The organism is Spiribacter roseus (genome assembly GCF_002813635.1).
Classification (GTDB): domain Bacteria; phylum Pseudomonadota; class Gammaproteobacteria; order Nitrococcales; family Nitrococcaceae; genus Spiribacter; species Spiribacter roseus.
This window is the reverse complement of sequence record NZ_CP016382.1, coordinates 577,304-598,915: the sequence shown is the minus strand read 5'-3', so window position 1 is coordinate 598,915 and position 21,612 is coordinate 577,304. Positions and strand designations below refer to the sequence as shown.

Here is a 21,612-nt window from a genome sequence, read left to right as displayed (position 1 = left end):
CGGAGTGCGCCTGAATGCCCGCCCCCCATCATCTGACCGCCACGCCGGATACAGTTGCCTGGGGCTATCTGGACGCCGCCCGCCCAGCGGTCCTGCATGTCCAATCGGGCGACGAGGTCGTCATCGACACCCTCTCGGGTGAGCCCGAAAACCTGCCCGCCGACCCGGCGCGCGTCCTGCCCGATCACCGCGCGGTGCTCGAGGCGCAGCGCAAGGAACGGGGTGAAGGCGTGCATCACCTCACCGGCCCGATCCACGTCGACGGCGCGCGACCCGGGGATTGCCTGCAGATCGACATCCTCGCGGCCACCCCCCGCCAGGACTGGGGCTTCTGCGAGATCCTGCCCCTCAAGGGGATCCTGCCGGCCGAGTTCACCGACTATCAGCAGATACTGATCGACATCGACCGCGTTCGGAATCAGGCCACCCTGCCGTGGGGACAGTCCATCGCGCTCGACCCGTTCTTTGGCATCATGGCAGTCGCGCCACCGCCGGAGTGGGGTCGGCTCGCCTCGCCCGTGCCCTCGGCGTTTGGCGGCAATATCGATAACCGGGCCCTGGTCCCGGGGACCACGCTCTACCTGCCGGTATTCAACGACGGCGCGCTGTTCAGCGTCGGCGATGGGCATGGCCGCCAGGGCGACGGCGAGGTCTGCATCGATGCGCTGGAGACCGCACTGCAGGGACGCTTCCGTCTGACGGTCCGCCGCGACATCCCTGAATCCGCACCCTTCGCAGAGACCCCCAGCCATTGGATCAGCATGGGCCTGCATCCCAGCCTCGATCAGGCGGCGGAGCAGGCGGTCCGGCAGATGGTGCAGCTACTGACCACACGGACCGGGCTCGATCGCAGTCAGGCTTACATGATGACCAGCATGCTGGGCGACCTACGCATCACCCAGGTGGTCGACGGCAACAAAGGCGTCCACATGCTCTATCCGAAGGACATATAACGTCCTATCATCGCCGCCGCCATGGACGCGATTAAGCCCTCTCGACGCCAAGTTCTCATTGCCTGCGCCGGGCTGACCGGCACCGCATTTTTCTGGGCCACCAATGCCGTATTGAGCCGCGCCATGGTGGGCGAGATCCCACCCATTTCGCTGGCTTTCTGGCGCTGGGTCACGGCACTGATCATTCTCGCCCCGCTCGGCCTGCCGGCGGTCATCCGGCAATGGCCCACTGTCAGGCGGCACTGGCGGGCGATGGTTGTCCTCGCGGCATTCAGTGTGGGGTTGTTCAACACCCTGCTCTATGTGGCGGCGCAGACCACCACCGCCCTGAATATCGGACTGATGAACGCCAGTCTGCCCATCGCCCTCGGACTGGCCGCGCATTTCGCTCTCGGCGAGCGCCTGGATGCAGTGCGTAGCCTCGGTATCGCCCTGGGTTTTCTCGGCCTGCTGACGATCATCACCGAGGCCGAGCCCATGCGACTGCTCCGCCTCGAGTTTCTGCCGGGCGATCTCGTGATGCTCGCGGCCGTGGCCTCGTGGAGCCTCTTTTCAGTCGTGCTGCGGCGTCAGGCCGTGCCACTTACGGCAACCGCTTTCCTGACCGTGCAGATTGCACTGGGGATCCCGGTGGTTGCGCCGTTCTATCTGATCGAAATCAGTCAGGTCGGCCTGCAGCTCCCCACCCTACAGAACGCCTGGGTGTTCCTCACCGTCGCCGTGGGGCCCGGACTTCTGGCCTACGCTTTCTGGAACAATGGCGTGCGCACCATCGGTGCGTCCCCGGCCGCGCTGTTCCTCTACCTCATCCCGGTGTTTGCGGCGATCCTCGGTGGGATATTCCTTGGCGAGCGCCTGGCGGCGTTTCACGTGTTTGGCGGCGCCCTCATCCTCGCTGGTCTGCTGCTGGCCAGCCGAAGCCGCCGCGGCGGGTCAGGAACGCGCCCCTAACGCCACGCACTCACTCTGAAGCGTCGCCACACGCTCTGCCAGCCGACTGGTAAAACCATGCAGCGCATCCCGATAGCCCGTCCGGCCGGAGGGCTTGTTGGGGTCCGAGGTGATCACGACTGTCATGGCCAACTTGGGGATCACATAGAGCATCTGCCCGCCATAGCCCCAGCCGTAGTAACCGGGATGGCCGGCGAACGAGCGGATGAACCAGCCGTAGCCGTACCCATCGTTGGTCCAGCGTGAGCGACCGCGCACCTGCCAGCTTGCCCTCACCCAGCCCTCGGGGAGCAGCCGCTCGCCGTCGGCGGTGACGCCACCGCGCCGATAGAGCTCCCCCAGGGACAGCAGCGCCGCCGGCCGCATGGCCACCTGATTGCCACCCAGTGCGACGCCCTGCGGGTCGGTGATCCAGTCGGTCACCTGGACACCCGCCGGGGCGAGCCAGCGGTTGGCGAGCGCGTACGCCGAGGTACCGGTACGCCGCTGGAGAATGGCCGACAACAGATGAGTGTTGCCGGTGGAGTAGCGCATCTCTCCGCCTGGCTCGCCTTTCATGGGTTGGTCGAGGACGGCCTTCACCCAGTGGTCACTGGCCACCCAGGCCCCATAATGCTCGCCGGAAGTGCGCTCCAGCCCCGCCTGCATGGACAACAGATGTTCAAGCGTGAGTTGGCTGAGGGGCTCGGGCGCCTGGGCCGGCATCGCCTCCGGCAACGCGTCGGCGACCCGTTCGTCCACGCCGCGGATCACGCCCTGCTGGATCGCCGCGCCGACCAGCGCCGCCATCAGGGTCTTGGACGCCGACTTGACATTGGTGGCCGCCTGCGGCGACGCCCCACGAAAACCTCGGCCAACCACCGGCTCACCCGCCACCGCCACATGCAACGTGCGTAGCGTTTTGAACCGGTCAGCCGACGCTGTCAGCGCGCTCAGGCCACTGTCTTCGATGCGACAGTCGGCGGCGCCGATGGCCGGGATGAGCAGCACCGCCACGAGCAGTGCCAGCAGATTACGACGGCGGTTTAACCCCATCACCCGACGATAGCAGACAATGCGGCTGGAACGCGGCTCAACTTCTGCGCCACCGCACTGTCTCAGCCGCAGGCACCTAAACGCGCGACCACACCGGGGACTCGGCATGATCACTCTTCTCGACGGCGGTATGGGACAGGAACTGCGCAAGCGCAGTCAGAAGCGGGCCTCGGCACTGTGGTCGGCCCAGGTCATGATGGACGAGCCCGCGCTTGTCACCGCCGCCCACCGCGATTACATCGATGCCGGGGCGGACCTCATCATCACCAATAACTATGCCGCAACGCCCCTGCGTCTTGCCCGGGACGGTGACCCGACATGGTTCGAGCCCCTGCATCAAGCCGCCCTTGACGCGGCGCATCGGGCGCGGCGTGACAGCGGTCGGGCGGTGCGCATCGCCGGCTGCCTGCCGCCCCTCGTGGCGAGCTACCACGCGGACGTCGTCCCGGATGACGCCACCTGCCGGCGCGATTACGAGCGCCTCGCCGCGACCCAGGCGCAGGGCGTGGACCTTTTCATCGCCGAGACCATGACACTGACCCGCGAGGCGGTAGCGGCCACGCGAGCCGCCAGGGCGCACGGCCATGCCGTCTGGGTCGCCTTTACGGTGGATGACGCGGACGGCGGCAGGCTTCGATCCGGTGAGCGACTGGCCGACGCCGCGCAGGCGGTGGTCGCCGAGGGGGCGGAAGCCATTCTGGTCAATTGCTCGGCACCCGAGGCACTGACGCAGGCCATGGCCGAACTCGCCGGTCACGATGTGCCGTTTGGCGGTTATGCCAATGGCTTTGAGGCGGCCGCCGAGCTCAGGCCCGGCGGCACGGTTGAGTCATTGGCCGCCCGCGAGGGCCTGACACCCGAAGCCTACGCCCGGCATGTCCAGCAGTGGATTGCTGCGGGCGCCACGCTGGTGGGCGGATGCTGCGAGATCGGCCCGGCCCATATTCAGCGGATCGATGCCCTGCGCCGGGGATTCCGCACCCCGGATGACTGATCACGCGTGGCTCATTGATTTTACGCCTCGCTCACGGGCTCCAGCGTTCCATGAGCGACGTTATAGACAAATCCACTGATGGCCTCGCCATTGGGCAGATAGGGGACGGCCTTCAACCGGCGGATCGACTGGCGAACATCGGCATAGGGGTCGTCGAACGCATCGAGCGCGAACGCCGGCCGATGGCCCGTCTCCTTTTCGACATCGGCTTTGACCGCATCATCCTTGAAGGTCAGCATGCCGCAGTCGGTGTGGTGGATCAGGACGATTTCCGTGGTCCCTAGCAGGCGCTGCGAAATAAGCAACGAGCGCACCACATCGTCGGTGACGACGCCGCCGGCATTACGGATGACGTGCGCCTCGCCGAGACCAAGACCCAACAGGCGATAGACATCCAGCCGGGCATCCATGCAGGCCACCACGGCCACCTGACGCGCGGGGGGCATGGGCAGGTCGCCCTGCGTGAACTGGCTGGCGTACTGTCGGTTGGCGTCAATAAACTCGTCGGCTCGACTCATGGTGATCTGCTCCTGCAATAGTTCGGAGCCGGAGCGTATCAGCCAGCCTGTCAGGCCAGTAATACCGAGTATTCATGGGCTTATTCCAGACTCATCTAAGGAGATGGATCATGCAAAACCTTCGAATCGATCTGGTTTCAGACATCGCCTGCCCCTGGTGTGCGATTGGCTACCGACGCCTTGAACACGCGCTGGAGACGCTCGCCGGCGAGATCGAAGTCGAGCTCGCATGGCAGCCGTTCGAGCTGAATCCGGACATGCCGCCCGAGGGTGAGCCGATACTCGAGCATCTATGCAATAAATACGGCCAGGATGCCGAGCGTGTTGAGCGCACCCAGGGCGAAATGATCAAGCTCGCCAGCGACCTGGGGCTGAATTTCGATGGTGCGAGGGCGCGACGTGCGCACAATACGTTCGATGCCCACCGCGTGCTCGCCTGGGCCGCCGAACAGAGCCGCGAGACCGCGCTGCAGCAGGCGCTGTTCGATGCCTACTTCGGTGAGGCGAAGCGTCCATCAGATCCGGTGGTCCTGCGCGAGGCGGCGCAGCAGGTTGGCCTGGACGGTGAAGCGGCGGAGGCGGTCGCCCGATCCGATCGCTATGCGGAGACCGTCCGGGCGGCCGAGCAACGATTCATGCAGGCGGGCGTCAGTGCCGTGCCGGGTTTCGTGATCGACGGACGCTATCTGATCTCGGGCGCTCAGCCGGCCAGCAGCCTCGTCGATGCGATCCGAGAGATTGCCGATGAGACCCGCGATCGTGCACCCGAGCACGCCTGATATCGTTAGGGTCAGGCGATTTTTTTACTGGGCCGCACCCGGTAGCGACTCGATCGGCAGATGACAATGCACCACCCGACCCGGTGACGGTTCACGGACCGGGGGCGGCGTTTCAGCGCAGTGCGGCATCACATAGGGACACCGGGCGGCAAACGGACAGCCCGACGGCCGTGCCTCCGCACCGGGATTCTCGCGTTGCGGCTGAGTGACCGGCGGGCCATCACCCACCCCGGGAATCGCGGCCAGCAGCTGGTCGGTATACGGATGACGCGGGCCCTCGAACACCCCTTCCACGGGTCCCGACTCCATGATGCGACCGAGGTAGAGCACCGCAATGCGATCGGCGAGATAGCGCACCACCGCAAGGTCATGGGAGATGAACAGATAGGCGGTGCCACGGCGCTGCTGCAGGTCGATCAACAGATCAAGGACTGCCGACTGAACCGAAACATCCAGCGCCGAAGTGGGCTCATCGAGGATGATCGCTCGCGGGTCCCCGGCGAAGGCGCGGGCAATCGCGATCCGTTGGCGCTGCCCGCCGGACAACTGCCCGGGGCGACGGTCGGCCGTATCGACTTCCAGCGCAACCTGACGCAATCGGTCGGGCACCGCCGCCCGTGCCTCGGCCCGACTCAGTCCACCCAGCCCCCGTATGGCCCGGGCAAGCGCAGGGCCGATGCGGTGACTCGCATTTAGGGTGTTCTCGGGGGACTGGAACACCATCTGCAGCGAGCGACGCGCGTTAAGGCCGCGTTGGCGCTGCTGTGGCGACAGCGGATGACCTTCAAGCAGCGCTTTACCCGCCACCGGCTCGGTCAGTCCCGTCAGCCCTCTTGCCAGCGTGCTTTTGCCACTCCCTGATTCACCCACCAACGCCACCGTCTCCCCCTCGCGCACATCGAGGCTGACCCGGTCGAGGATGCGAACGCCGCCGTATTCCATCACCAGGTCTTCACAGGCCAGAACGGGCCCGCCAATGGATCGCCTGATGGGCTCGGCGGGCGGCCGGTTACCGCCCGGTGGCGCGGTTTCCTCCGGGAAAAGACAGCGGCTGCGATGCGTTTGATCAAGCCTGCGCAGCGGAATCGCCTGATGCCGACAGGCATCGCGGGCGATCGGGCAGCGGGGCGCGAAGGCACAACCCATGGGTCGATCATCCAGAGCCGGCGGATTACCCGGGATCCACGCCAACCGCCCGGATTGCCAATGCGCCTCACCCCTCGGGATACAGTCCATCAGCGATGCGGTATACGGATGTCGCGGTTGCTCGAACAACTGCCTGACCGGTGCCGACTCAACGATTTCACCGGCATACATCACGGCCACTCGATCGCACACCGAACGAACGACGGCCAGGTCATGGCTGATCAGCAGCATGGCCAGCCCCAGTTCCGCGCGCAGCGTCTCGAACAGCGCGAGAACCTCCGCCTGGATACTGGCATCAAGCGCCGTTGTCGGCTCATCGAGCACCAGCAGATCCGGCGAACCCGCCAGAGCCATCGCAATCACCACCCGCTGCTGCATACCACCGGAGATCTGATGGGGATAGGCATCGAGTAGCTGTGTCGGCTCGGCGATGCGCACCTGCTCGAGCAGGCGAACGCTTGCGCGCCGTGCCTCTTTGACGGATTGTCCCTGCTGGTACTCAAAAATCTCGGTCAACTGGCGGCCGATCGTCAGTGCGGGATTAAGTGCGGTTGCCGGGTTCTGGTAGACCACCGCGACCTGGTTGCCGCGTCGATCCTGCAGAGCCGCCGGGGTCAGCTCGGCGAGATCCTCGCCCGCAAGGCGGACACGGCCCCGGGGTATCCGAGCGTTTTCCGGTAGATACCCGAGCGCTGCCATGGCGAGGGTCGATTTACCGCACCCGGACTCCCCGACCAGGCCGACCGTTTCGCCGACGCCGATGACCAGATCCACGCCGCTGACCGCCTCAAGCCACTGCCCCTTGCGACGGAACGACACACACAGATCTTCAAAGGCAAGCAGAGGAGTGCTCATTGCGTTTCCAGATCCCGCAGGCCATCAGAGATCAGGGAAAACCCGATGACGACAAAGGCAATCGCCATCGCCGGCGCCAGAACCGCCCAGGGTGCCGTCGTGAGCAGGGATCGGCTACTCGCGACCATCAATCCCCAATCCGGCGCGGGCGGCTGGACGCCCAGCCCCAGAAACCCGAGCGTCGCCGATGTAAAGACCGCATAGCCAAGACGAATGGTTCCCTCCACCATCAGGGGACCACGGATATTGGGGGCGACCTCGACCATCAGCACCCGAAAATAACCCTCGCCGCGAAGCCTTGCGGCCTCGACATACTCCTTGCGGACCTCAGTCAGTGCGGCGGCCCGGGCGGTCCGGGCGATCAGCGGTGCGAACACCAGTCCGATCACCAGGATGACATTCAGCGTTGAGCTACCCAGCGCTGTCAGCGCCAGCAACGCGAGCACCACGATCGGGAACGCCATGACCGCATCCAGAAGGCGCATGATGAGCTCATCAAGCCAGCGGCCATTATAGGCGGAGATCAGTCCCAACAGCGTCCCAATGACAAGCCCCAGCAGGGTCGATGCCGGTGCGATCGCAAGCACATAACGGCCACCGTAGATAACGCGGCTGAGGATATCCCGCCCATACTCATCCGTGCCCAACCAGTGCGCCAGGGACGGCGGCGCCGTGGTTGGCCCGATGCCCATCGCGGTCGGCGCATGAGGGGCCACCCAGGGCGCCAGTGCCGCGGTGACGACCCAGAGCCCCACCATGACGAGCCCCACGGTGAGCCCCGGCGAGCGGCGCCAGAGACTACTCAGCGACGGCATCGCGCACCCGCGGGTTGAGCAGGCCATAGACAAGGTCCGCGGTCAGGTTGGCGAGGGAAAACACCAGCGTCACCAGCAGCGTGCAGCCTGCAAGCAATGGCACGTCCTTGTTGGAGGCCGCGTTGTGGAGCAGACTCCCGATACCCGGATACCGGAACAGGCTCTCGACAACAACCAGTCCGCCCACCAGCCAGCCGAGCTGCGCGCCGATCACGGTCACCGTCGGCAGGAGCGCGTTGCGAAGGACGTGGCGTCGAAGCACGATCCGCTCGGGCAGACCCTTCAGCCGTGCCGTGCGCGTGTAGTCCGCCTCGAGCGCGGCGATCATGCCAGCCCGGGTCATTCGAAAGAGGTAGGCAAACAGCAGCAGCACGAGGCACATCGCCGGTAGCACCAGGCCGTGGAGCATCGCCCAGAACCCGCCATCCGGCCCGGTCACGGCCTGCACCGGGAACCACGGGAGCGCGATACCAAAGGCCACGATCAGCACAACGCCCGTGACGAACTCCGGCATGGCCCCCAGCGCCAGACCCAGAATGGAAGCCACCCGATCGAGGCCCCCACCGGGGCGGCGCCCGGCCGCGACCCCAACGCCAATGGCCAGCGGGATCAGGATGCCGATCGCCAGGGCGGCGAGCACCAGCGAGCGGCCGAGCCGCTCCAACGCGAGCGGCAGCACCGGCGTATTCAACGACAGCGACTCACCCCAATCGCCCTGCAGCACGCCCCCTATCCACTGGAGATACCGCACGACGATGGGTTGATTCAGTCCCAACTCCACATTCAGCGCCTCAACGGCGCTCTCCTGGGCGAAGGGACCCAGAATGATCCGGCCGACGTCGCCCGGCAGCACCGTCGTCATCGTGAAGATGAGCACCGATGCAACGAGCAGCGTCAGGCCAAGCAGCATCAGCCGCCGGGCGGTATAGCGCAGCATGGACGCGTTCAGGTCACCCAGGTACGAGTCAGATCAAGGAAGTTCGACATATTACCGGGCAGATTCATCACCCGTTTATTGACCGGTCGGAAGCCGTCCTTGAAATAACCGATCACCGCCGGGACCTCTTCCTGCAGGATTGCCGCAAGTGAGTCAGCAATCTCGGCACGCGCCGCCGGATCCGGCTCGCGCTCGAAATCATCGAGCAGTGCGTCGAAACGGGCATTCGTCCATTTCGGTGCGTTCCAATCCGCGCCGCCGCGGAATGCCGCATTGAGGATCTGCCCCGGCGTCGCCCGACTCGCCCAGTCCGTCACACCAAACGTCACCTCGGTCCAATGATCGTAATAGACATTCAACGGCTCGATTTTCAGATCAGCCTGAATACCGACCTGACTCAACATCTGCTGGAGCATCTCGGCGTACTGCGGGAGCTCGGCAAGACGACCGACGTGGAGATCGATCGGGAAGCCATCGGGATAGCCCGCCTCGGCGAGTAGCGCCCTCGCCCGTTCAATGTCCTTGCGGCGCTGATCCAGCTCGACACCCACCGGATAGATCGGCGCGAGCGGATGATCATTGCCGATCGCCGCATTGCCGCCCAGCAGGACCTCCATCGCCCTCGGTCGATCAACCGCCAGGGCGACGGCCTGCCGGACCCGCACGTCATCAAAGGGTTTCTGATCCGTGCGCATGGTGACCTGCGCGTGCGTCGCGGTGGGCTGGGTGACCATGCGCACGTTGTCGGCCTCGAAAAGGGGCCGGATATCGATATAGCCCGCAGAGAGCATGGCATCCGCCTCGCCGCCCTGCATGGCGAGCACCTGCGGCTGTGAGCCGTCGTAGAAGTCCATCTCGACGCGGTCCAGGTAAGGCAGCGGATCATTCCAGTAACGCGGATTGCGCTCGAGGCTGGCGCCCTCCTGCGGGCGATAATCGGTCAGCCGGAAGGGGCCGGTGCCAATCGGATTATTCGCAAAGTCACCGTCGTAATCGGCCGGCAGGATCACTGCGTTGTACACGTGTGTGTAGTACGGGAAGGCGCCCACTGGACGATCCAGGGCAAAGCGCACCCCATAGCGTCCATCCGCGGTGACGTTCTCGGGCTTGAGGAAGTCGAGCTGTGCCGCACCGGAGGAGCCACTGTCGGGCTGGACCATGCGCCGGAAGCTGGCCACGACATCCGCGCTCGTCATCTCCTGGCCGTTATGAAACTCAACGCCTTCCCGAAGCTTGAAGTGCCAGATCCGGGCGTTGTCCTGCGATGACCAGTCGGTCGCGAGCACCGGGCGAAGGCTGAGGTCATCCTCGGCCCAGACCAGATACTCCGCGACCTGCTGGACGATGGCGATGACACCGCCACCACTCATGGTCACCGGCTCGAGATTCTCGGCGAGCGGCAGTGCCATGCGGAGTGTTCCCCCGCGAGTCGGGTTCTGTGCATGACCAAGCATCGGCCAGGTCCCGGTCGCGGTCACCGCACCGGCAACCCCCAATCCCTGCATGAGTCGCCGACGGCGACGATCGATCAAATCCATGGCGTCGTCTCTTCTGAAATTTTAACGGGTATTGTGCGCGAGATAGCGATCCAGTGCATCCGCGAAGCGCTTACGATCGGCGGCCGTCAGGCCCGACGGGCCCCCGGTATGGATACCGCTGCCGCGCAGCGTTTCCATGAAATCCCGCATCTGCAGCCGGGCGCGGATATTCTCACGCGTCTGCGCCTCGCCCCGGGGCGTCAGAACCAACGCATCCCGATCGATGACCTCTGCAGCCAGTGGGACATCACTCGTCACCACTAGATCCCCGGCCCCCACCCGACGGACAATCTCGTCATCGGCCACATCAAAGCCTGAAGCGACCTGTACCGTGTCGATAAGGGGCGACGGGGGCACGGGGATCGGTTGGTTGGCGATCAGGGTGAGCCGCACGCCGGTTCGCTGCGCCGCCCGAAACAGGATTTCCCGAACGGCGACCGGACAGGCATCGGCATCAACCCAGAGACGCATTCAGGCGGCGACCAACGTTGCGACCAGCGTCTCGAGATCATCGGCGGCAAAGTCGGGTCGAGGGAGATCCGCGAGCCGGATTTCGGCGTTGCCCGCGCGCTTGATAAACGCGGCCTGACAGCCCGCCGCCTGAGCGCCGATGGTATCCCAGCCGTGGCAGGCCACCAGCAATAGATCCCGCAGCGGCACCCCCAGTGCCGATGCCACCTGGCGGTAGCAGGCCGGCGCGGGCTTGAACTGGCCCACTGGATGGACGCTGTAATGCGCTTCAAAGTACTCGGCGATCCCCGCCCGCTCGAGCGGTGTCGGGGATGCGGACGGCGGCGAGTTGGTCAGCGTCACCAGCCGGTAACCGCTGGCCCGCAGACGCTCGAGTGCCGGGACGACATCTGCATGGGCCGGCATGGAGCGGATCAACTCACCCAGTGCCTGCTCATCCGCGGCTGTAAGCCGAGCGCCCATCACCTCGGCGCGCATGCGCAGCGTCGCGATGGCCAGCTCGCTGAATGGCACATAGCGCCCGGCGAGCGTGACGGTCTGGGAGTAGAGAATCAGCTCGGCAAACCAGTCCCGCATGGCGCGGCGGTCACCCAGGCAGCGCGCGAACAGCGGTTCGAGCGTTGTCAGATCCAGTAGCGTCTCATTGACGTCGAAAACGATGATCGGCTTCATGACGAGCACGTTATCACTCAACAACCGCCACCGGTCGGACACTGTTGATGGTCCCGCTCGTACTGGATGGTGGTGTGCTGGATATTGAAGTCCTCGGCCAGCATGGCTGAAGCCTCGCTGATGAGGCTGTCGTCGCCCTCGGGATCGGGTTTGACGAGATGGACGGTCAGCGCGTTCTCGGTCGTGCTCAGCGCCCAGATGTGCAAATGATGGGCGGAGCTCACACCGGGCAGCGCCTCAAGACGGGCCCGCACCGCGGCTGGATCAATGCCCCGGGGCACGGCGTCGGTGGCGAGCGCCAGCGAATCCTTGAGCAGCTGCCAGGTGCCGATGAAGATCACCGCCGCAATGACAAGGCTCACCACGGGGTCGATCCAGGCGAGCCCGGTCAGCACCAGCATCGTGCCGGAGACCACGACACCAACCGATACCGCCGTATCGGCGGCCATGTGCAGAAACGCCCCGCGGATATTGATGTCGCCCCGCTGGCCCTTGAGGAACAGCAGCATGGTGATCGCGTTGATCACTACCCCGATCGCCGCCACGCCGATCACGGTGAGACCGGCGACATCAGCCGGATCAGCCAGCCTTCGGACGGCCTCCCAGGTGATCCCGCCGACCGCGGCGATGAGGATCAGCGCATTGAACAGCGCCGCCAGAATCGTGGTCTTTTTCAGGCCATAGGTCCGGGCGTCGGTGGCGGCCCTGCCCGCCATCCAGCTGGCCGCCCAGGCCATGATGAGCCCCAGGACATCACTGAGGTTATGACCGGCATCGGCGATGAGCGCGAGCGACCCCGCCATCACGCCGTAAACCGCCTCAATCACCACGAACAGCGTATTGAGCACCACGGCGATGGCGAATGAGCGGTTATGGGCAGCGAAATGCGCGCTATGGTCGTGGCTATGATCGTGTGTCATCGACTGGACAGGGTAACGTTGCCACCCGAAGCCCGTCACCCACCGCCTCCAGTATTCCCCCATCGAGCAGGGCCGCCAGTGGTCCCTGTAGCCGATCGCGCGCGTTGTCCGTCAGCCGCGTGAATCCGATGGCGTGGATGCCCGCATTCATCGCGGTCTCAGCATCGTTGGCGTTGCCGTCGAGTACCGCGCGGAAGAGCGCGAGCATGAGCTCCTCATCACTGACGGCTTCCAGCCGCCGGGTTTTCTCCGGCGCCTCACGCCAGTCGCGATAGGGCGGCTTGAGAAACTGCGCGGGACGGGCGACGAACCCGCCCCGCTGGCTTAGATCGGGGGTTGCCGACAGGGCCTGGAGGCGTGCCTCGATCCGCTCGCGGATGCGCGAGCCGAGCCGGCCCACGTCGGCGGCCGCCAGCAGGCGGTCGGCCAGGGTATCGAAATGCACCGGCCCCTCGGCGTCGACAACCCCTCCGATTGCCGCGTCAAGGGACGCGTCCGGAATGGCATGAAAGTCGTCATACCCCGCCAGCGACAGCCGGGTCGGGTCGATCGCCTGATAGGCGCGTATCGGATGAAGATCGGCTGTCCACCGGGTTGGCGGATCGAGCCGGCCGGGGCACAGCTGCGCCGCAGCGGCCTCCGGGTCGGGTCGTCTCAGGAGCTGCTCATGGAGGCGAACCGCCGCCTCAAAGCCGCCGAGGTCGTCGGTCATTCCCGCTCTCCGATCAACTGGAGTTCGACACCGAGGGATTCCACCAGCCGGTCGAGCAGCGCATCCTGCAGGATGGTGCGCGGCCCCAGGGCCAGGCAGGCGTCATCGATGGCGAACACCGCCTCGGTGCGGAGGGCCTCATCGACGCGCGCGGCGAAAGCACCCGCCAGATGGTGGATCACGCCGAGGATCGCCGCGGGGTCTTCGGCGGCCGGGCGATCCGCGAGGGCCTCCTCGAGGACCCCACCCGCCGCATTGACATCCGTCACCAGCACCGCGGTGAACGGGTTGTCGGGGACATGGGCGTCAACAATTGCCGCATCAAGCGCCCGATCGCCCCGCCCCATGACGGCGGTCAGGTAAACGAGTGCGGCGAACAGATCGCGGACCGGTTCGGCGGATGGGACGATGCCATGTGCCCCGAGCACGGCCTCGCCGGCGGCTGCCGCGGTGTCGGTATCCACGGCAATGCGCTCCCGGGCCTGGCGGGCCTGCTGCCAGCGCCCGACGGCCCATTGCAGGGCACCGGCCAGCAACCGCACGCTCCACCCCGCGAGCCGGAAAAGCGCCCCGGTCAGGCGCGCCAACCCCATCAGCGTCAGATAGATTGCATTGGCGGCCGCCGCTTTCTGACCACGGAACTGCACGCCGGCGAACTTTGCCGACGAGGCGCCCGGGCGCAGCCAGTTGATGGTGCCGAGCCCCACCTTGCTCGAAACGCTCACGCCGCTTTTCGAGAGGTTCACCTTGGCGATATCGGATCCGTAGCGACCCCGGAGCACGAACCGGCCGTTCTGCATGGCGACCTGGGTGTTCTTCGCCAACCGGGTGGAGACACGAAAGCCATGGCTGGTGTTGCCGGTCAGGTTGATGCCGGCGGCCTTGACATGGGCGCGCAGCGCCACCCCACCGGTGCGGCTCGCCCGCAGGTAGCGGCCTGAGTAGTCAATGCGCTTCTGCCGCCCATCGCGGTCCTTTTCACCGACCTTGAAGGTTGTCACAGGGGCCGACTTACAAGCGCTGGCAACTGCGCCTCGATGGTGGCGCGCATCGGCTCATGCGCCGGCGGTAGCTTGAGGTCACTGCCCAGTGATTCCACCGGCTCATCCACGTCAAACCCCGGATCATCCGTGGCAATCTCAAACAGCATGCCACCGGGTTCGCGAAAGTACACCGAGCGGAAATAATACCGATCGACCTCACCGGAACACGGCAGCTGCCAGGCGCGGATGCGCTCGAGCCGCTCGAGCAGCGCCGGACGATCCGCGACCCGGAACGCGACATGATGGACGGTGCCGTAGCCCGCCTGCCCCGGTGCAACGTCCTCCACCAGGTCGATGTGTCGGGCGAGCGGCGCGTCAACGCTGACAAACCGCGTGCCGCCCACGCCGGCGCCCGACTCGACATAATCCAGCAGCCCGGTCAGCACTCGCGCAGTGGCGACCGGCCGGTGACTGGCAAGACTCATGCCCGAAAACCCTCGAATGGCGGTTTCGCCGCGCGTGTCAGCGGCGATGGACGAGGGAGCATCACCGATCAGCGCCAGCGGCAGACCATCGGGATCGTGAAACTGCAGCATCGGGACATCGGTATGACCCGGCGTGACCGTGATACCGGCGTCGGCGAGCTGTGACTGCCAGGCGGCAATGGCATCAGCCGGCACCGAAAAACGCGTCTCGAGGGGCTGACCGCGGCCCGCTTGGCCCGCCGGCACTCCCGGAAACGGGAAGAACGTCATCGCCGTGCCGGGACGGCCGCGATCATCCCCGTAGTAGAGGTGATAGCTGGACGGATCGTCCTGATTGACGGTCTTTTTGACCAGGCGAAGCCCCAGGACCCGCGTGTAAAAATCAGCGTTGCGCTGCGGATCCGCGGCGACGGCGGTGATGTGGTGCAGGCCCTGAACGGTCGTCATACCGTCACGATATCAGAGCGCTCTGGTCAGTGTTCGCGCGGTTGCCAGTGGGCGCCGAACTCATCCAGCGGGATCTTGAGATAGCGCAGCCCATTGGATTCCGCCGGCGGGAAATGCCCGGCGCGGATATTGACCTGCACCGCCGGCAGGATCAGCACGGGCATGGGCAGTGTGGCGTCCCGGGCCTCGCGCATCGCCACATAGTCATCCTCGCTAACGCCTTCCGCCACATGGATATTCGCCTGGCGCTGCTCGCCAATAGTGGTCTGGCAAGCCGGCTCGCGGGTGTCGGTGCCGTAGTCATGGAGCAGAAACACGCGCTGGTCATCATCGAGCGCGGCAAACAGACGGTGGATCGAGCGATACAGGTCCCGCGCCGAGCCGGCCGGGAAGTCGCAACGCGCTGTCCCGGCATCGGGCATGAAAAGCGTATCGCCAACAAACACGGCGTCCCCGATCACATAGGTAATGTGATCGCTGGTGTGCCCGGGCGTATGGAAGACCTGCGCAGGGAGATCGCCCAGCGCAAAAGTCTCCTCGTCGGCAAAGCAATGATCGAACTGTCGGCCGTCGGTTGCAAAATCCTCACCCAGATTGAAGAGCCGGGCAAAGCGGGCCTGCACCTCGGTAATGCGCTCGCCGATGGCGGTGGGGGCGTCAAAGCGGGCTTTAAGAAAGGCGAGCGCACTCATGTGATCGGCATGGGCGTGGGTCTCGAGCAGCCAGTCCACGCGCAACCCTTCGGCCTCGACCACTGCGATGAGCTGCTCGGCGGTCTGCGTGCCGCTGCGGCCCGAGTGCGGATCGTAATCGAGCACAGGGTCGATGATCGCCGCCCGGCGGGTTGCCGCGTCCCAGACCACGTACGAAAAGGTATGGCTGGGCGCATGAAAAACCGATCGAACGATGGGCTGCACGACTGGACCTCTCCTTTTGACGAGGGACTGAGTCTATCAGTCTCCCAAAGCGTGGCGCCCACCACCCACCGCGTGCGAGGGCTTGATATAATTGCCCCATGGCGAAAGGATTTGGCAGCGAAGACGCCGCACAGGACGAGATCGAGGGGGCCGTCAACGACGCAGTCCGGCGCGCCCAGGACGCCCTGCCCCACGGCGAGAGCCTGACCCACTGCGAGGACTGCGACAGCGTCATCCCCGAGGGCCGTCGCAAGGCGCTGCCCGGCGTGCGCCTGTGCGTAGAGTGCCAGCAAGCCCACGATCAGGCCCGCACCCACCCATCGGCCTATAACCGCCGTGGCAGCAAAGACAGTCAGCTACGCTGAGTCGTCTTATATACTTAATCAGCATTAACGTATCTCTATAAATTCTTTCCAGTTTTAAGAGGCGCTGTCTAGACTCCGATAATCCGCAGCGACAATTCATCGGAGGCTTGACATGATTTCCACCCCAACCATCCGCCATATCGCCGGGGGCATCGCCTTCGCCCTTTTCACCGGGCTGGCGGCCGCCAACCCCAATACCGACGCGCTCGTGACCACCGACTGGCTGGCCGACAACCTGGATCGTGACGACCTCACCGTCATCGAGGTCAGCGTCAATCCGGGCAAGTTCGAGCGCGGCCATATTCCGGGTGCGGTCAATTTCCGCTGGCACACGGACCTGGTCGACACGGTCCGCCGCGACATCGTTGACCGGGCATCATTCCAGACCCTGCTGCGCGATGCCGGCGTCTCCGGTGACGACGAAATCGTTCTCTACGGCGACACCAACAACTGGTTTGCCGCCTGGGGCGCGTGGATCTTTGATATCTACGGGGTCGACAGTGTCCGCCTGCTGGATGGCGGTCGGGACAAGTGGGAGGCCGAGGGCCGCCCCTTGAGCCTGCGCCCGGCAAGCCACCCACAGGGTGACATCGAGGTGAGCGAGGCCGATGAGTCCATCCGTGCATTCCTGCCGGAAGTGGTCGAGGTCGCGAGTAACGAGGCCGCCAACACCCAACTGGTGGATATCCGCTCGGCTGCCGAATACGAGGGCCGCATCATCGCCCCGGACGGCGTCGATGAGCTCTCGGTGCGCGCCGGGCATATCCCGGGGGCGGTCAATGTGGGCTGGGGCAACGCCGTCAACGAGGATGGCACCTTCAAGTCAGCCGACGAACTGCGCGCGATCTATGCCCAAGCCGGCGTTGATGGCAGCAAGCCGGTCATCACCTACTGCCGCATCGGTGAGCGTTCGAGCCACACCTGGTTCGCGCTCTCGAAGATCCTCGGCTACGACGTGAAAAACTACGATGGCTCCTGGACCGAGTATGGCAACTCGGTGGGCGTCCCGGTCACCAACCTGGCCGGCACGGTCTGGGGTGGTCAGTAACACCGGGCCATAAGATGGAGAACATCACTGCCACGGATACAGCGCCGGCCTTACGCCGGCGCCTCCTGTTCTCTACGGTGCTGCCTACGCTCATAGCCGCCGGGCTCATCGCCGGGTCCTGGCAGCTCAGCGTGAGCAATGGCGATCCGCTGGCGCTCAGTCTGCTGCTCGGCGCGACATTCGGTGTACTCCTCCAACGCGCCCGATTCTGCTTTTTCTGCGTGACCCGGGACTTTCTGGACCATCGCGACGCCCGCGGACTGCTGGGTATTCTTGCCGCCTTGGCGGTGGGCACACTCGGCTATCACCTGATCTTTGGCCTGTTTGTCCCCGACCCCGCGGGTGGACGCCTCCCGCCCGATGCGCATATCGGGCCCGTAAGCTGGGTACTCGCCCTGGCAGCGTTCACCTTCGGCAGCGGTATGACCCTGTCGGGTTCCTGCATCAGTGCCCACCTGTATCGGCTGGGCGAAGGCGCCATCGGGTCGGTGGCTGCGCTCGGCGGTGTGCTGATCGGATTCGGGCTTGGCTTTGCCACGTGGAACACGCTTTATCTGGCGGGTATCGATCAGGCACCGGTCATCTGGCTGCCCGACCTCGCGGGCTATGGCGGATCGATTCTGATACAGCTCGGCGGGCTCGGCCTGCTGGCCCTCGCGCTCATGCGCTGGCATCGACCGGCGGGTCCTGCCAAAGGGGCAGCGCCAGCCAGCTTTCGCGGGCGACTGATAGGGCAGCGCTGGCCCACATATGTGGGCGGTCTGTTGATCGGCGCGCTTGCCGTGATGGCCTACCTGCGAGTCGCGCCATTGGGCGTCACCGCCGAGCTTGGCAGTCTGGCGCGCACGGCCGGTAACGGCCTCGGAGTGCTACCCGATCGATTGCAGGGACTCGATGGCTTCTCCGGCTGCGCGACCGCGGTCAAGAACGTCCTCCTGTCAGAGAATGGTGCCTTCATCATCGGTTTGATCCTTGCCTCTCTGGCGTCGGCGCTCGCGGCCGGCGACTTTCGCCCGCAGCGGGTGACGGTCGGTAAGGCTGCAGGCAGTCTTGCCGGCGGCGTCCTCATGGGCTGGGGGGCCATGACCGCGCTTGGCTGCACCGTCGGCACGCTGCTCTCGGGCATCATGGCTGCCGCCGTCTCGGGGTGGGTGTTCGCGCTTTTCTGCCTGCTCGGCCTTTGGGTGACCTGGAGGATCAGGAATTGACTGACCCCGCCTGAGCAGGAAAACTCAGGCGCGCAGTCAACTGGAGGAGAGATTGATGGCGAATTTTCGTAGCATGCTGCGGGCGATGGTGCTCGGGCTCGGATTGGTTCCACTCGTCGCGGGTGCCCAGAGCGAGGCCGATTTCAGCGAAATCGAGCCGATTGAGCTGCGCCTTGCACATGTCGTCAACGAGCAGGACGGCTTCCATATCGCCGCGGAGAAATTCAAAGCGCTCGTCGAAGAACGCACCGATGGGGCTGTCTCGGTGGAGATATTCCCCAACGCTCAGCTCGGCGACGAGCGAACGCTACTCGAGAGCATGCAGATCGGCACGGTCGATATGGGCGTAATCACGAACGGCCCGGTTGCCAACTTCGTCGAAGAGATCGCGGTTTTCGAGCTGCCTTTCCTGTTCCCCTCCCGCGAGGCGGCCTACCAGGTCCTTGACGGTCCGGTTGGTCAGGATCTTCTGGATGAGCTCGAGCGCGTCAATCTCAAGGGCCTGGCCTACGCGGAGCGCGGTTTCCGTAATCTGACCAACAGTCGCGGCCCGGTGACCGAGCCGTCTGATCTGGATGGCCTGAAGCTGCGCGTCATGGAAAACCCGGTCTACGTCGATACGTTCCGGGAGCTCGGGGCCAATGCCGTGCCCATGGCCTGGACGGAGGCGCTGACCGCCATGCAGCAGGGCACCATCGATGGTCAGGAGAACCCGGTCAACGTCATCCACTCCTTCGAGCTGAACGAGACGCAGACGCACATGACGCTCAGCCGTCATACCTACGCGCCGGCGATCTTCGTCATGGGGATGCCGGTCTGGAGCGAGCTCCCGGAGCCGGTCCAGGGCGTGATCGAGGCGGCGGCCCAGGAGGCGGCCGAGTATGAGCGCCAGGTCAACGAGGAAATGGAGGCCGAACAGCTCGCCGAACTCAAGGCCTCTGGCATGGAAGTCGTCGAAGATCCTGATCTCGAGGCCTTCCGCGGGGCGGTCGATCCGGTCTACGACGAATACAGCGACCGCTTCGGTGAGTATCTGAGCCGTATCCGCGAGCAGCTGGACTAGGCCTTGCTCCGGTCACTGCGGGCGATCGAAGGCGCCATTGATGCCGTGCTGCAACGCGTTGCCGTCGCCGGCATCGTGGCGCTTATCGCCGTCATGTCCCTACAGATCGTCTCGCGGGTCCTCTTCACGGCGACAAGCTGGAGCGAGGAGACCGCCCGCTACCTGCTCATCTGGCTGACCTTCCTCGGCGCCTGTCTGGCCTACCACCGTGGCCGGCATATCGCCGTATCGGTTCTTGCCGATGCCCTGCCCCCGCGCGGGCGGCGACTCTGCCAGGGTCTGATCGCTCTGGTCACGATTGCTTTCATGGCGGTACTGCTCCAGGTCGGGCTGGAGTACATGGCGTTGCAGTCATTCCAGCAATCGGCGGCTCTGCGCATTCCCATGTCGGTGGTCTACGCCGTCATGCCGCTCAGCGCTGCCATCATGGCCTACATGGCGCTGACCGACCTGCTTGAAGCCATCCTCGGTCAGCCCGGCGATGCGACCGGCGGGCGCCGGCCGTGACGCTGCTGCTGTTCGGGGTTTTCTTCGCCCTGCTCATCCTCGGCGTGCCGGTGGCGATCGCCATCGGCGCAAGCACCACCGCCGCGCTGTGGGCCGACGGGCTGTCCCTGATGGTCCTGCCCCAGCGGCTTTTCGCCGGCATCGACTCATTCGCACTGATCGCCGTTCCGCTGTTCATTCTCGCGGGCGACATCATGGCCGGCGGGCGCGTCAGCGAGAAGCTCGTGGCATTCGCCGACGCCCTGTTCGGCTTTCTCAAGGGCGGGCTTTCCATTGTCTCGGTGCTCGCCGGCATGTTCTTCGCGGCCATCTCCGGCTCCGGTGCCGCGACCACCGCGGCCATCGGATCCGCCCTGGTACCGGAACTGCGCCGCAAGGGCTACGAACCGGCGTCGGCGGCCAGCCTGATCGCCGCCAGCGGTACCATCGGGGTTGTCATCCCGCCCTCGGTGCCGCTGATCATCTATGCAGTGATCGCCCAGGAGTCCGTCACGGAGCTGTTCGTGAACGGTCTCCTCCCGGGCGTCGTGATGGGCGTCGGGCTGATGGCCGTCGCCATCACCGAGGCCTATCGGCGTAACTACCCGCGCGGCTCGACGTTCAGTATCGGCAATGTACTGCGCACGCTAAGGGATGCGTTCTGGGGGCTGATGACGCCAGTGATCATCCTCGGCGGCATCTTCTCAGGCGTATTCACGCCCAGCGAGGCGGCGGTGGTGGCGGTCAATTACGCCTTGCTGGTATCGCTTTTCGTCTACCGGGACCTCGGCCTGCGCGACATCTACCGGATCATGCTGCGCTCCGTGATCACCACGGCAGTAATCATGTTCGTGATCGCGACATCGGCGGTCCTCAGCTGGACACTGGCGAACTGGAGCATCCCCGGGACCCTTGCCGAGGCGACCCTGTCGCTGTCCACCAACCCGTACGTGATCATGCTGCTCGTGGTGGCGGTCATTCTGCTCACAGGCGTGTTCATCGAGACGGCCAGCGCGCTGATCATCCTCACCCCCGTGCTCCTGCCGCTGGTGACACAGCTTGGCATTGACCCGATCCACTTCGGGTTGATCATCGTGGTGGGCCTTGCCATTGGCATGATCACCCCACCGGTGGCGATCAATCTGTATGTGGCGTCCTCGGTCACGGAGCAGCCGCTCGAGCGCATTGCCCGCGCCGTTCTACCCTATCTGGCATGCCTCATCACGGTTTTACTGGGCGTGGTCTATCTGCCCATGCTGCTGGGCGGTTGATTCATCGTATGTTGAGGCTGACGGCTCTTGTACTGCTGCTGGC

Annotated in this window: 23 protein-coding genes; 10 read left to right on the top strand and 13 right to left on the bottom strand. The window is 65.1% G+C overall.

Translation table 11 applies throughout. The features are described 5' to 3' along the window. Window positions 1-14 precede the first annotated feature (14 nt). Together BBH56_RS03035 and BBH56_RS03030 are read left to right on the top strand one after the other, a co-directional pair. Window positions 15-953: an acetamidase/formamidase family protein gene (locus tag BBH56_RS03035; RefSeq protein WP_148121886.1), complete on the top strand. Its 939-nt coding sequence runs from the start codon at window positions 15-17 to the stop codon at window positions 951-953. Between the two features lie 21 nt (window positions 954-974). Then, window positions 975-1,904 (top strand): DMT family transporter, encoded by a 930-nt coding sequence (locus BBH56_RS03030; protein ID WP_148121885.1) that lies wholly within the window; start codon window positions 975-977, stop codon window positions 1,902-1,904. On the opposite strand, the gene BBH56_RS03025 is transcribed toward BBH56_RS03030, so the two are convergent. After that, window positions 1,887-2,939 (bottom strand): serine hydrolase domain-containing protein, encoded by a 1,053-nt coding sequence (locus tag BBH56_RS03025; RefSeq protein ID WP_148121884.1) that lies wholly within the window; start codon window positions 2,937-2,939, stop codon window positions 1,887-1,889. The two genes, BBH56_RS03030 and BBH56_RS03025, sit on opposite strands and share 18 nt — an antisense overlap. A gap of 106 nt (window positions 2,940-3,045) precedes the next feature. On the opposite strand from BBH56_RS03025, the gene BBH56_RS03020 reads away from it, so the two are divergent. Beyond that, complete coding sequence (locus BBH56_RS03020; RefSeq protein ID WP_148121883.1) at window positions 3,046-3,933, top strand: homocysteine S-methyltransferase family protein; 888 nt, start codon at window positions 3,046-3,048, stop codon at window positions 3,931-3,933. Window positions 3,934-3,953: 20 nt separating this feature from the next. Here the strand turns inward: BBH56_RS03020 and BBH56_RS03015 are convergent, their stop codons facing one another. After that, a complete protein-coding gene (locus tag BBH56_RS03015; RefSeq protein WP_110883381.1) occupies window positions 3,954-4,451 on the bottom strand; it encodes a beta-class carbonic anhydrase in 498 nt (165 codons plus the stop codon). Between the two features lie 110 nt (window positions 4,452-4,561). On the opposite strand from BBH56_RS03015, the gene BBH56_RS03010 reads away from it, so the two are divergent. After that, window positions 4,562-5,230, top strand: a complete 669-nt coding sequence (locus tag BBH56_RS03010) for a DsbA family oxidoreductase (RefSeq protein ID WP_148121882.1) — start codon at window positions 4,562-4,564, stop codon at window positions 5,228-5,230. 24 nt (window positions 5,231-5,254) lie between these two features. Here BBH56_RS03010 and BBH56_RS03005 read toward each other — a convergent pair whose 3' ends face one another. Genes BBH56_RS03005 through BBH56_RS02955 form a run of 11 tightly spaced genes read right to left on the bottom strand, consistent with a single transcriptional unit; the run spans window position 5,255 to window position 16,128 of the window. After that, the gene (locus tag BBH56_RS03005; RefSeq protein WP_148121881.1) at window positions 5,255-7,231 is read right to left on the bottom strand and encodes a dipeptide ABC transporter ATP-binding protein; all 1,977 of its coding nucleotides are present in this window, start codon (window positions 7,229-7,231) and stop codon (window positions 5,255-5,257) included. Further along, entirely contained in the window at window positions 7,228-8,046 is an 819-nt protein-coding gene (locus BBH56_RS03000; protein ID WP_144347565.1) for an ABC transporter permease, read from the bottom strand. Before BBH56_RS03000 ends, BBH56_RS03005 begins: the two co-directional genes overlap by 4 nt. Then, on the bottom strand, window positions 8,030-8,983 hold the full coding sequence (locus tag BBH56_RS02995; RefSeq protein ID WP_148121880.1) for an ABC transporter permease: 954 nt from the start codon (window positions 8,981-8,983) through the stop codon (window positions 8,030-8,032). Before BBH56_RS02995 ends, BBH56_RS03000 begins: the two co-directional genes overlap by 17 nt. A gap of 8 nt (window positions 8,984-8,991) precedes the next feature. Beyond that, window positions 8,992-10,521 carry an ABC transporter substrate-binding protein gene (locus tag BBH56_RS02990; protein ID WP_148121879.1) on the bottom strand — a complete coding sequence of 510 codons (1,530 nt, stop codon included), beginning with the start codon at window positions 10,519-10,521 and terminating at the stop codon, window positions 8,992-8,994. A gap of 21 nt (window positions 10,522-10,542) precedes the next feature. Further along, window positions 10,543-10,992 (bottom strand): YaiI/YqxD family protein, encoded by a 450-nt coding sequence (locus BBH56_RS02985; RefSeq protein ID WP_148121878.1) that lies wholly within the window; start codon window positions 10,990-10,992, stop codon window positions 10,543-10,545. Next, entirely contained in the window at window positions 10,993-11,685 is a 693-nt protein-coding gene (locus BBH56_RS02980; protein ID WP_198515244.1) for a haloacid dehalogenase type II, read from the bottom strand. It lies immediately after the preceding gene. Beyond that, the gene (locus BBH56_RS02975) at window positions 11,682-12,584 is read right to left on the bottom strand and encodes a cation diffusion facilitator family transporter (RefSeq protein ID WP_144347570.1); all 903 of its coding nucleotides are present in this window, start codon (window positions 12,582-12,584) and stop codon (window positions 11,682-11,684) included. Before BBH56_RS02975 ends, BBH56_RS02980 begins: the two co-directional genes overlap by 4 nt. Further along, window positions 12,568-13,296, bottom strand: coding sequence for a DUF3320 domain-containing protein (locus BBH56_RS02970; RefSeq protein ID WP_148121877.1), 729 nt, complete (start codon window positions 13,294-13,296; stop codon window positions 12,568-12,570). Before BBH56_RS02970 ends, BBH56_RS02975 begins: the two co-directional genes overlap by 17 nt. Beyond that, window positions 13,293-14,297 (bottom strand): hypothetical protein, encoded by a 1,005-nt coding sequence (locus BBH56_RS02965; protein ID WP_148121876.1) that lies wholly within the window; start codon window positions 14,295-14,297, stop codon window positions 13,293-13,295. Before BBH56_RS02965 ends, BBH56_RS02970 begins: the two co-directional genes overlap by 4 nt. Beyond that, entirely contained in the window at window positions 14,294-15,211 is a 918-nt protein-coding gene (locus tag BBH56_RS02960) for a VOC family protein (protein WP_148121875.1), read from the bottom strand. The genes BBH56_RS02965 and BBH56_RS02960 overlap by 4 nt, the downstream gene beginning before the upstream one ends. A 26-nt stretch (window positions 15,212-15,237) precedes the next feature. Further along, window positions 15,238-16,128 (bottom strand): MBL fold metallo-hydrolase, encoded by an 891-nt coding sequence (locus BBH56_RS02955; RefSeq protein ID WP_148121874.1) that lies wholly within the window; start codon window positions 16,126-16,128, stop codon window positions 15,238-15,240. Window positions 16,129-16,226: 98 nt separating this feature from the next. Here BBH56_RS02955 and BBH56_RS02950 point away from each other — a divergent pair, with 98 nt between their 5' ends. The 6 genes from BBH56_RS02950 (at window position 16,227) to BBH56_RS02925 (ending at window position 21,569) form a co-directional block, all read left to right on the top strand. Further along, window positions 16,227-16,493: a DksA/TraR family C4-type zinc finger protein gene (locus BBH56_RS02950; RefSeq protein WP_144347577.1), complete on the top strand. Its 267-nt coding sequence runs from the start codon at window positions 16,227-16,229 to the stop codon at window positions 16,491-16,493. 112 nt (window positions 16,494-16,605) lie between these two features. Beyond that, entirely contained in the window at window positions 16,606-17,541 is a 936-nt protein-coding gene (locus BBH56_RS02945; RefSeq protein ID WP_148121873.1) for a sulfurtransferase, read from the top strand. Window positions 17,542-17,555: 14 nt separating this feature from the next. After that, the gene (locus BBH56_RS02940; protein ID WP_148121872.1) at window positions 17,556-18,749 is read left to right on the top strand and encodes a YeeE/YedE family protein; all 1,194 of its coding nucleotides are present in this window, start codon (window positions 17,556-17,558) and stop codon (window positions 18,747-18,749) included. 55 nt (window positions 18,750-18,804) lie between these two features. Next, window positions 18,805-19,812 (top strand): TRAP transporter substrate-binding protein, encoded by a 1,008-nt coding sequence (locus tag BBH56_RS02935; protein WP_318262586.1) that lies wholly within the window; start codon window positions 18,805-18,807, stop codon window positions 19,810-19,812. A 3-nt stretch (window positions 19,813-19,815) separates the two neighbouring features. Beyond that, window positions 19,816-20,319, top strand: a complete 504-nt coding sequence (locus tag BBH56_RS02930) for a TRAP transporter small permease (RefSeq protein ID WP_198515243.1) — start codon at window positions 19,816-19,818, stop codon at window positions 20,317-20,319. Beyond that, the gene (locus BBH56_RS02925; protein WP_148121870.1) at window positions 20,316-21,569 is read left to right on the top strand and encodes a TRAP transporter large permease; all 1,254 of its coding nucleotides are present in this window, start codon (window positions 20,316-20,318) and stop codon (window positions 21,567-21,569) included. Before BBH56_RS02930 ends, BBH56_RS02925 begins: the two co-directional genes overlap by 4 nt. Window positions 21,570-21,612 lie beyond the last annotated feature (43 nt).

What these genes read in the sequence shown, in the direction of transcription:
- BBH56_RS02945 (WP_148121873.1), top strand. Translation starts at nt 16,606, where the DNA reads ATGATTTCCACCCCAACCATCCGCCATATCGCCGGGGGCATCGCCTTC.
- BBH56_RS02970 (WP_148121877.1), bottom strand. Translation starts at nt 13,296, where the DNA reads ATGACCGACGACCTCGGCGGCTTTGAGGCGGCGGTTCGCCTCCATGAG.
- BBH56_RS03035 (WP_148121886.1), top strand. Translation starts at nt 15, where the DNA reads ATGCCCGCCCCCCATCATCTGACCGCCACGCCGGATACAGTTGCCTGG.
- BBH56_RS03020 (WP_148121883.1), top strand. Translation starts at nt 3,046, where the DNA reads ATGATCACTCTTCTCGACGGCGGTATGGGACAGGAACTGCGCAAGCGC.
- BBH56_RS02975 (WP_144347570.1), bottom strand. Translation starts at nt 12,584, where the DNA reads ATGACACACGATCATAGCCACGACCATAGCGCGCATTTCGCTGCCCAT.
- BBH56_RS02950 (WP_144347577.1), top strand. Translation starts at nt 16,227, where the DNA reads ATGGCGAAAGGATTTGGCAGCGAAGACGCCGCACAGGACGAGATCGAG.
- BBH56_RS03030 (WP_148121885.1), top strand. Translation starts at nt 975, where the DNA reads ATGGACGCGATTAAGCCCTCTCGACGCCAAGTTCTCATTGCCTGCGCC.
- BBH56_RS02990 (WP_148121879.1), bottom strand. Translation starts at nt 10,521, where the DNA reads ATGGATTTGATCGATCGTCGCCGTCGGCGACTCATGCAGGGATTGGGG.
- BBH56_RS03025 (WP_148121884.1), bottom strand. Translation starts at nt 2,939, where the DNA reads ATGGGGTTAAACCGCCGTCGTAATCTGCTGGCACTGCTCGTGGCGGTG.
- BBH56_RS02995 (WP_148121880.1), bottom strand. Translation starts at nt 8,983, where the DNA reads ATGCTGCGCTATACCGCCCGGCGGCTGATGCTGCTTGGCCTGACGCTG.
- BBH56_RS02935 (WP_318262586.1), top strand. Translation starts at nt 18,805, where the DNA reads ATGGCGAATTTTCGTAGCATGCTGCGGGCGATGGTGCTCGGGCTCGGA.
- BBH56_RS02940 (WP_148121872.1), top strand. Translation starts at nt 17,556, where the DNA reads ATGGAGAACATCACTGCCACGGATACAGCGCCGGCCTTACGCCGGCGC.
- BBH56_RS03000 (WP_144347565.1), bottom strand. Translation starts at nt 8,046, where the DNA reads ATGCCGTCGCTGAGTAGTCTCTGGCGCCGCTCGCCGGGGCTCACCGTG.
- BBH56_RS03005 (WP_148121881.1), bottom strand. Translation starts at nt 7,231, where the DNA reads ATGAGCACTCCTCTGCTTGCCTTTGAAGATCTGTGTGTGTCGTTCCGT.
- BBH56_RS02985 (WP_148121878.1), bottom strand. Translation starts at nt 10,992, where the DNA reads ATGCGTCTCTGGGTTGATGCCGATGCCTGTCCGGTCGCCGTTCGGGAA.
- BBH56_RS02960 (WP_148121875.1), bottom strand. Translation starts at nt 15,211, where the DNA reads ATGACGACCGTTCAGGGCCTGCACCACATCACCGCCGTCGCCGCGGAT.
- BBH56_RS03010 (WP_148121882.1), top strand. Translation starts at nt 4,562, where the DNA reads ATGCAAAACCTTCGAATCGATCTGGTTTCAGACATCGCCTGCCCCTGG.
- BBH56_RS03015 (WP_110883381.1), bottom strand. Translation starts at nt 4,451, where the DNA reads ATGAGTCGAGCCGACGAGTTTATTGACGCCAACCGACAGTACGCCAGC.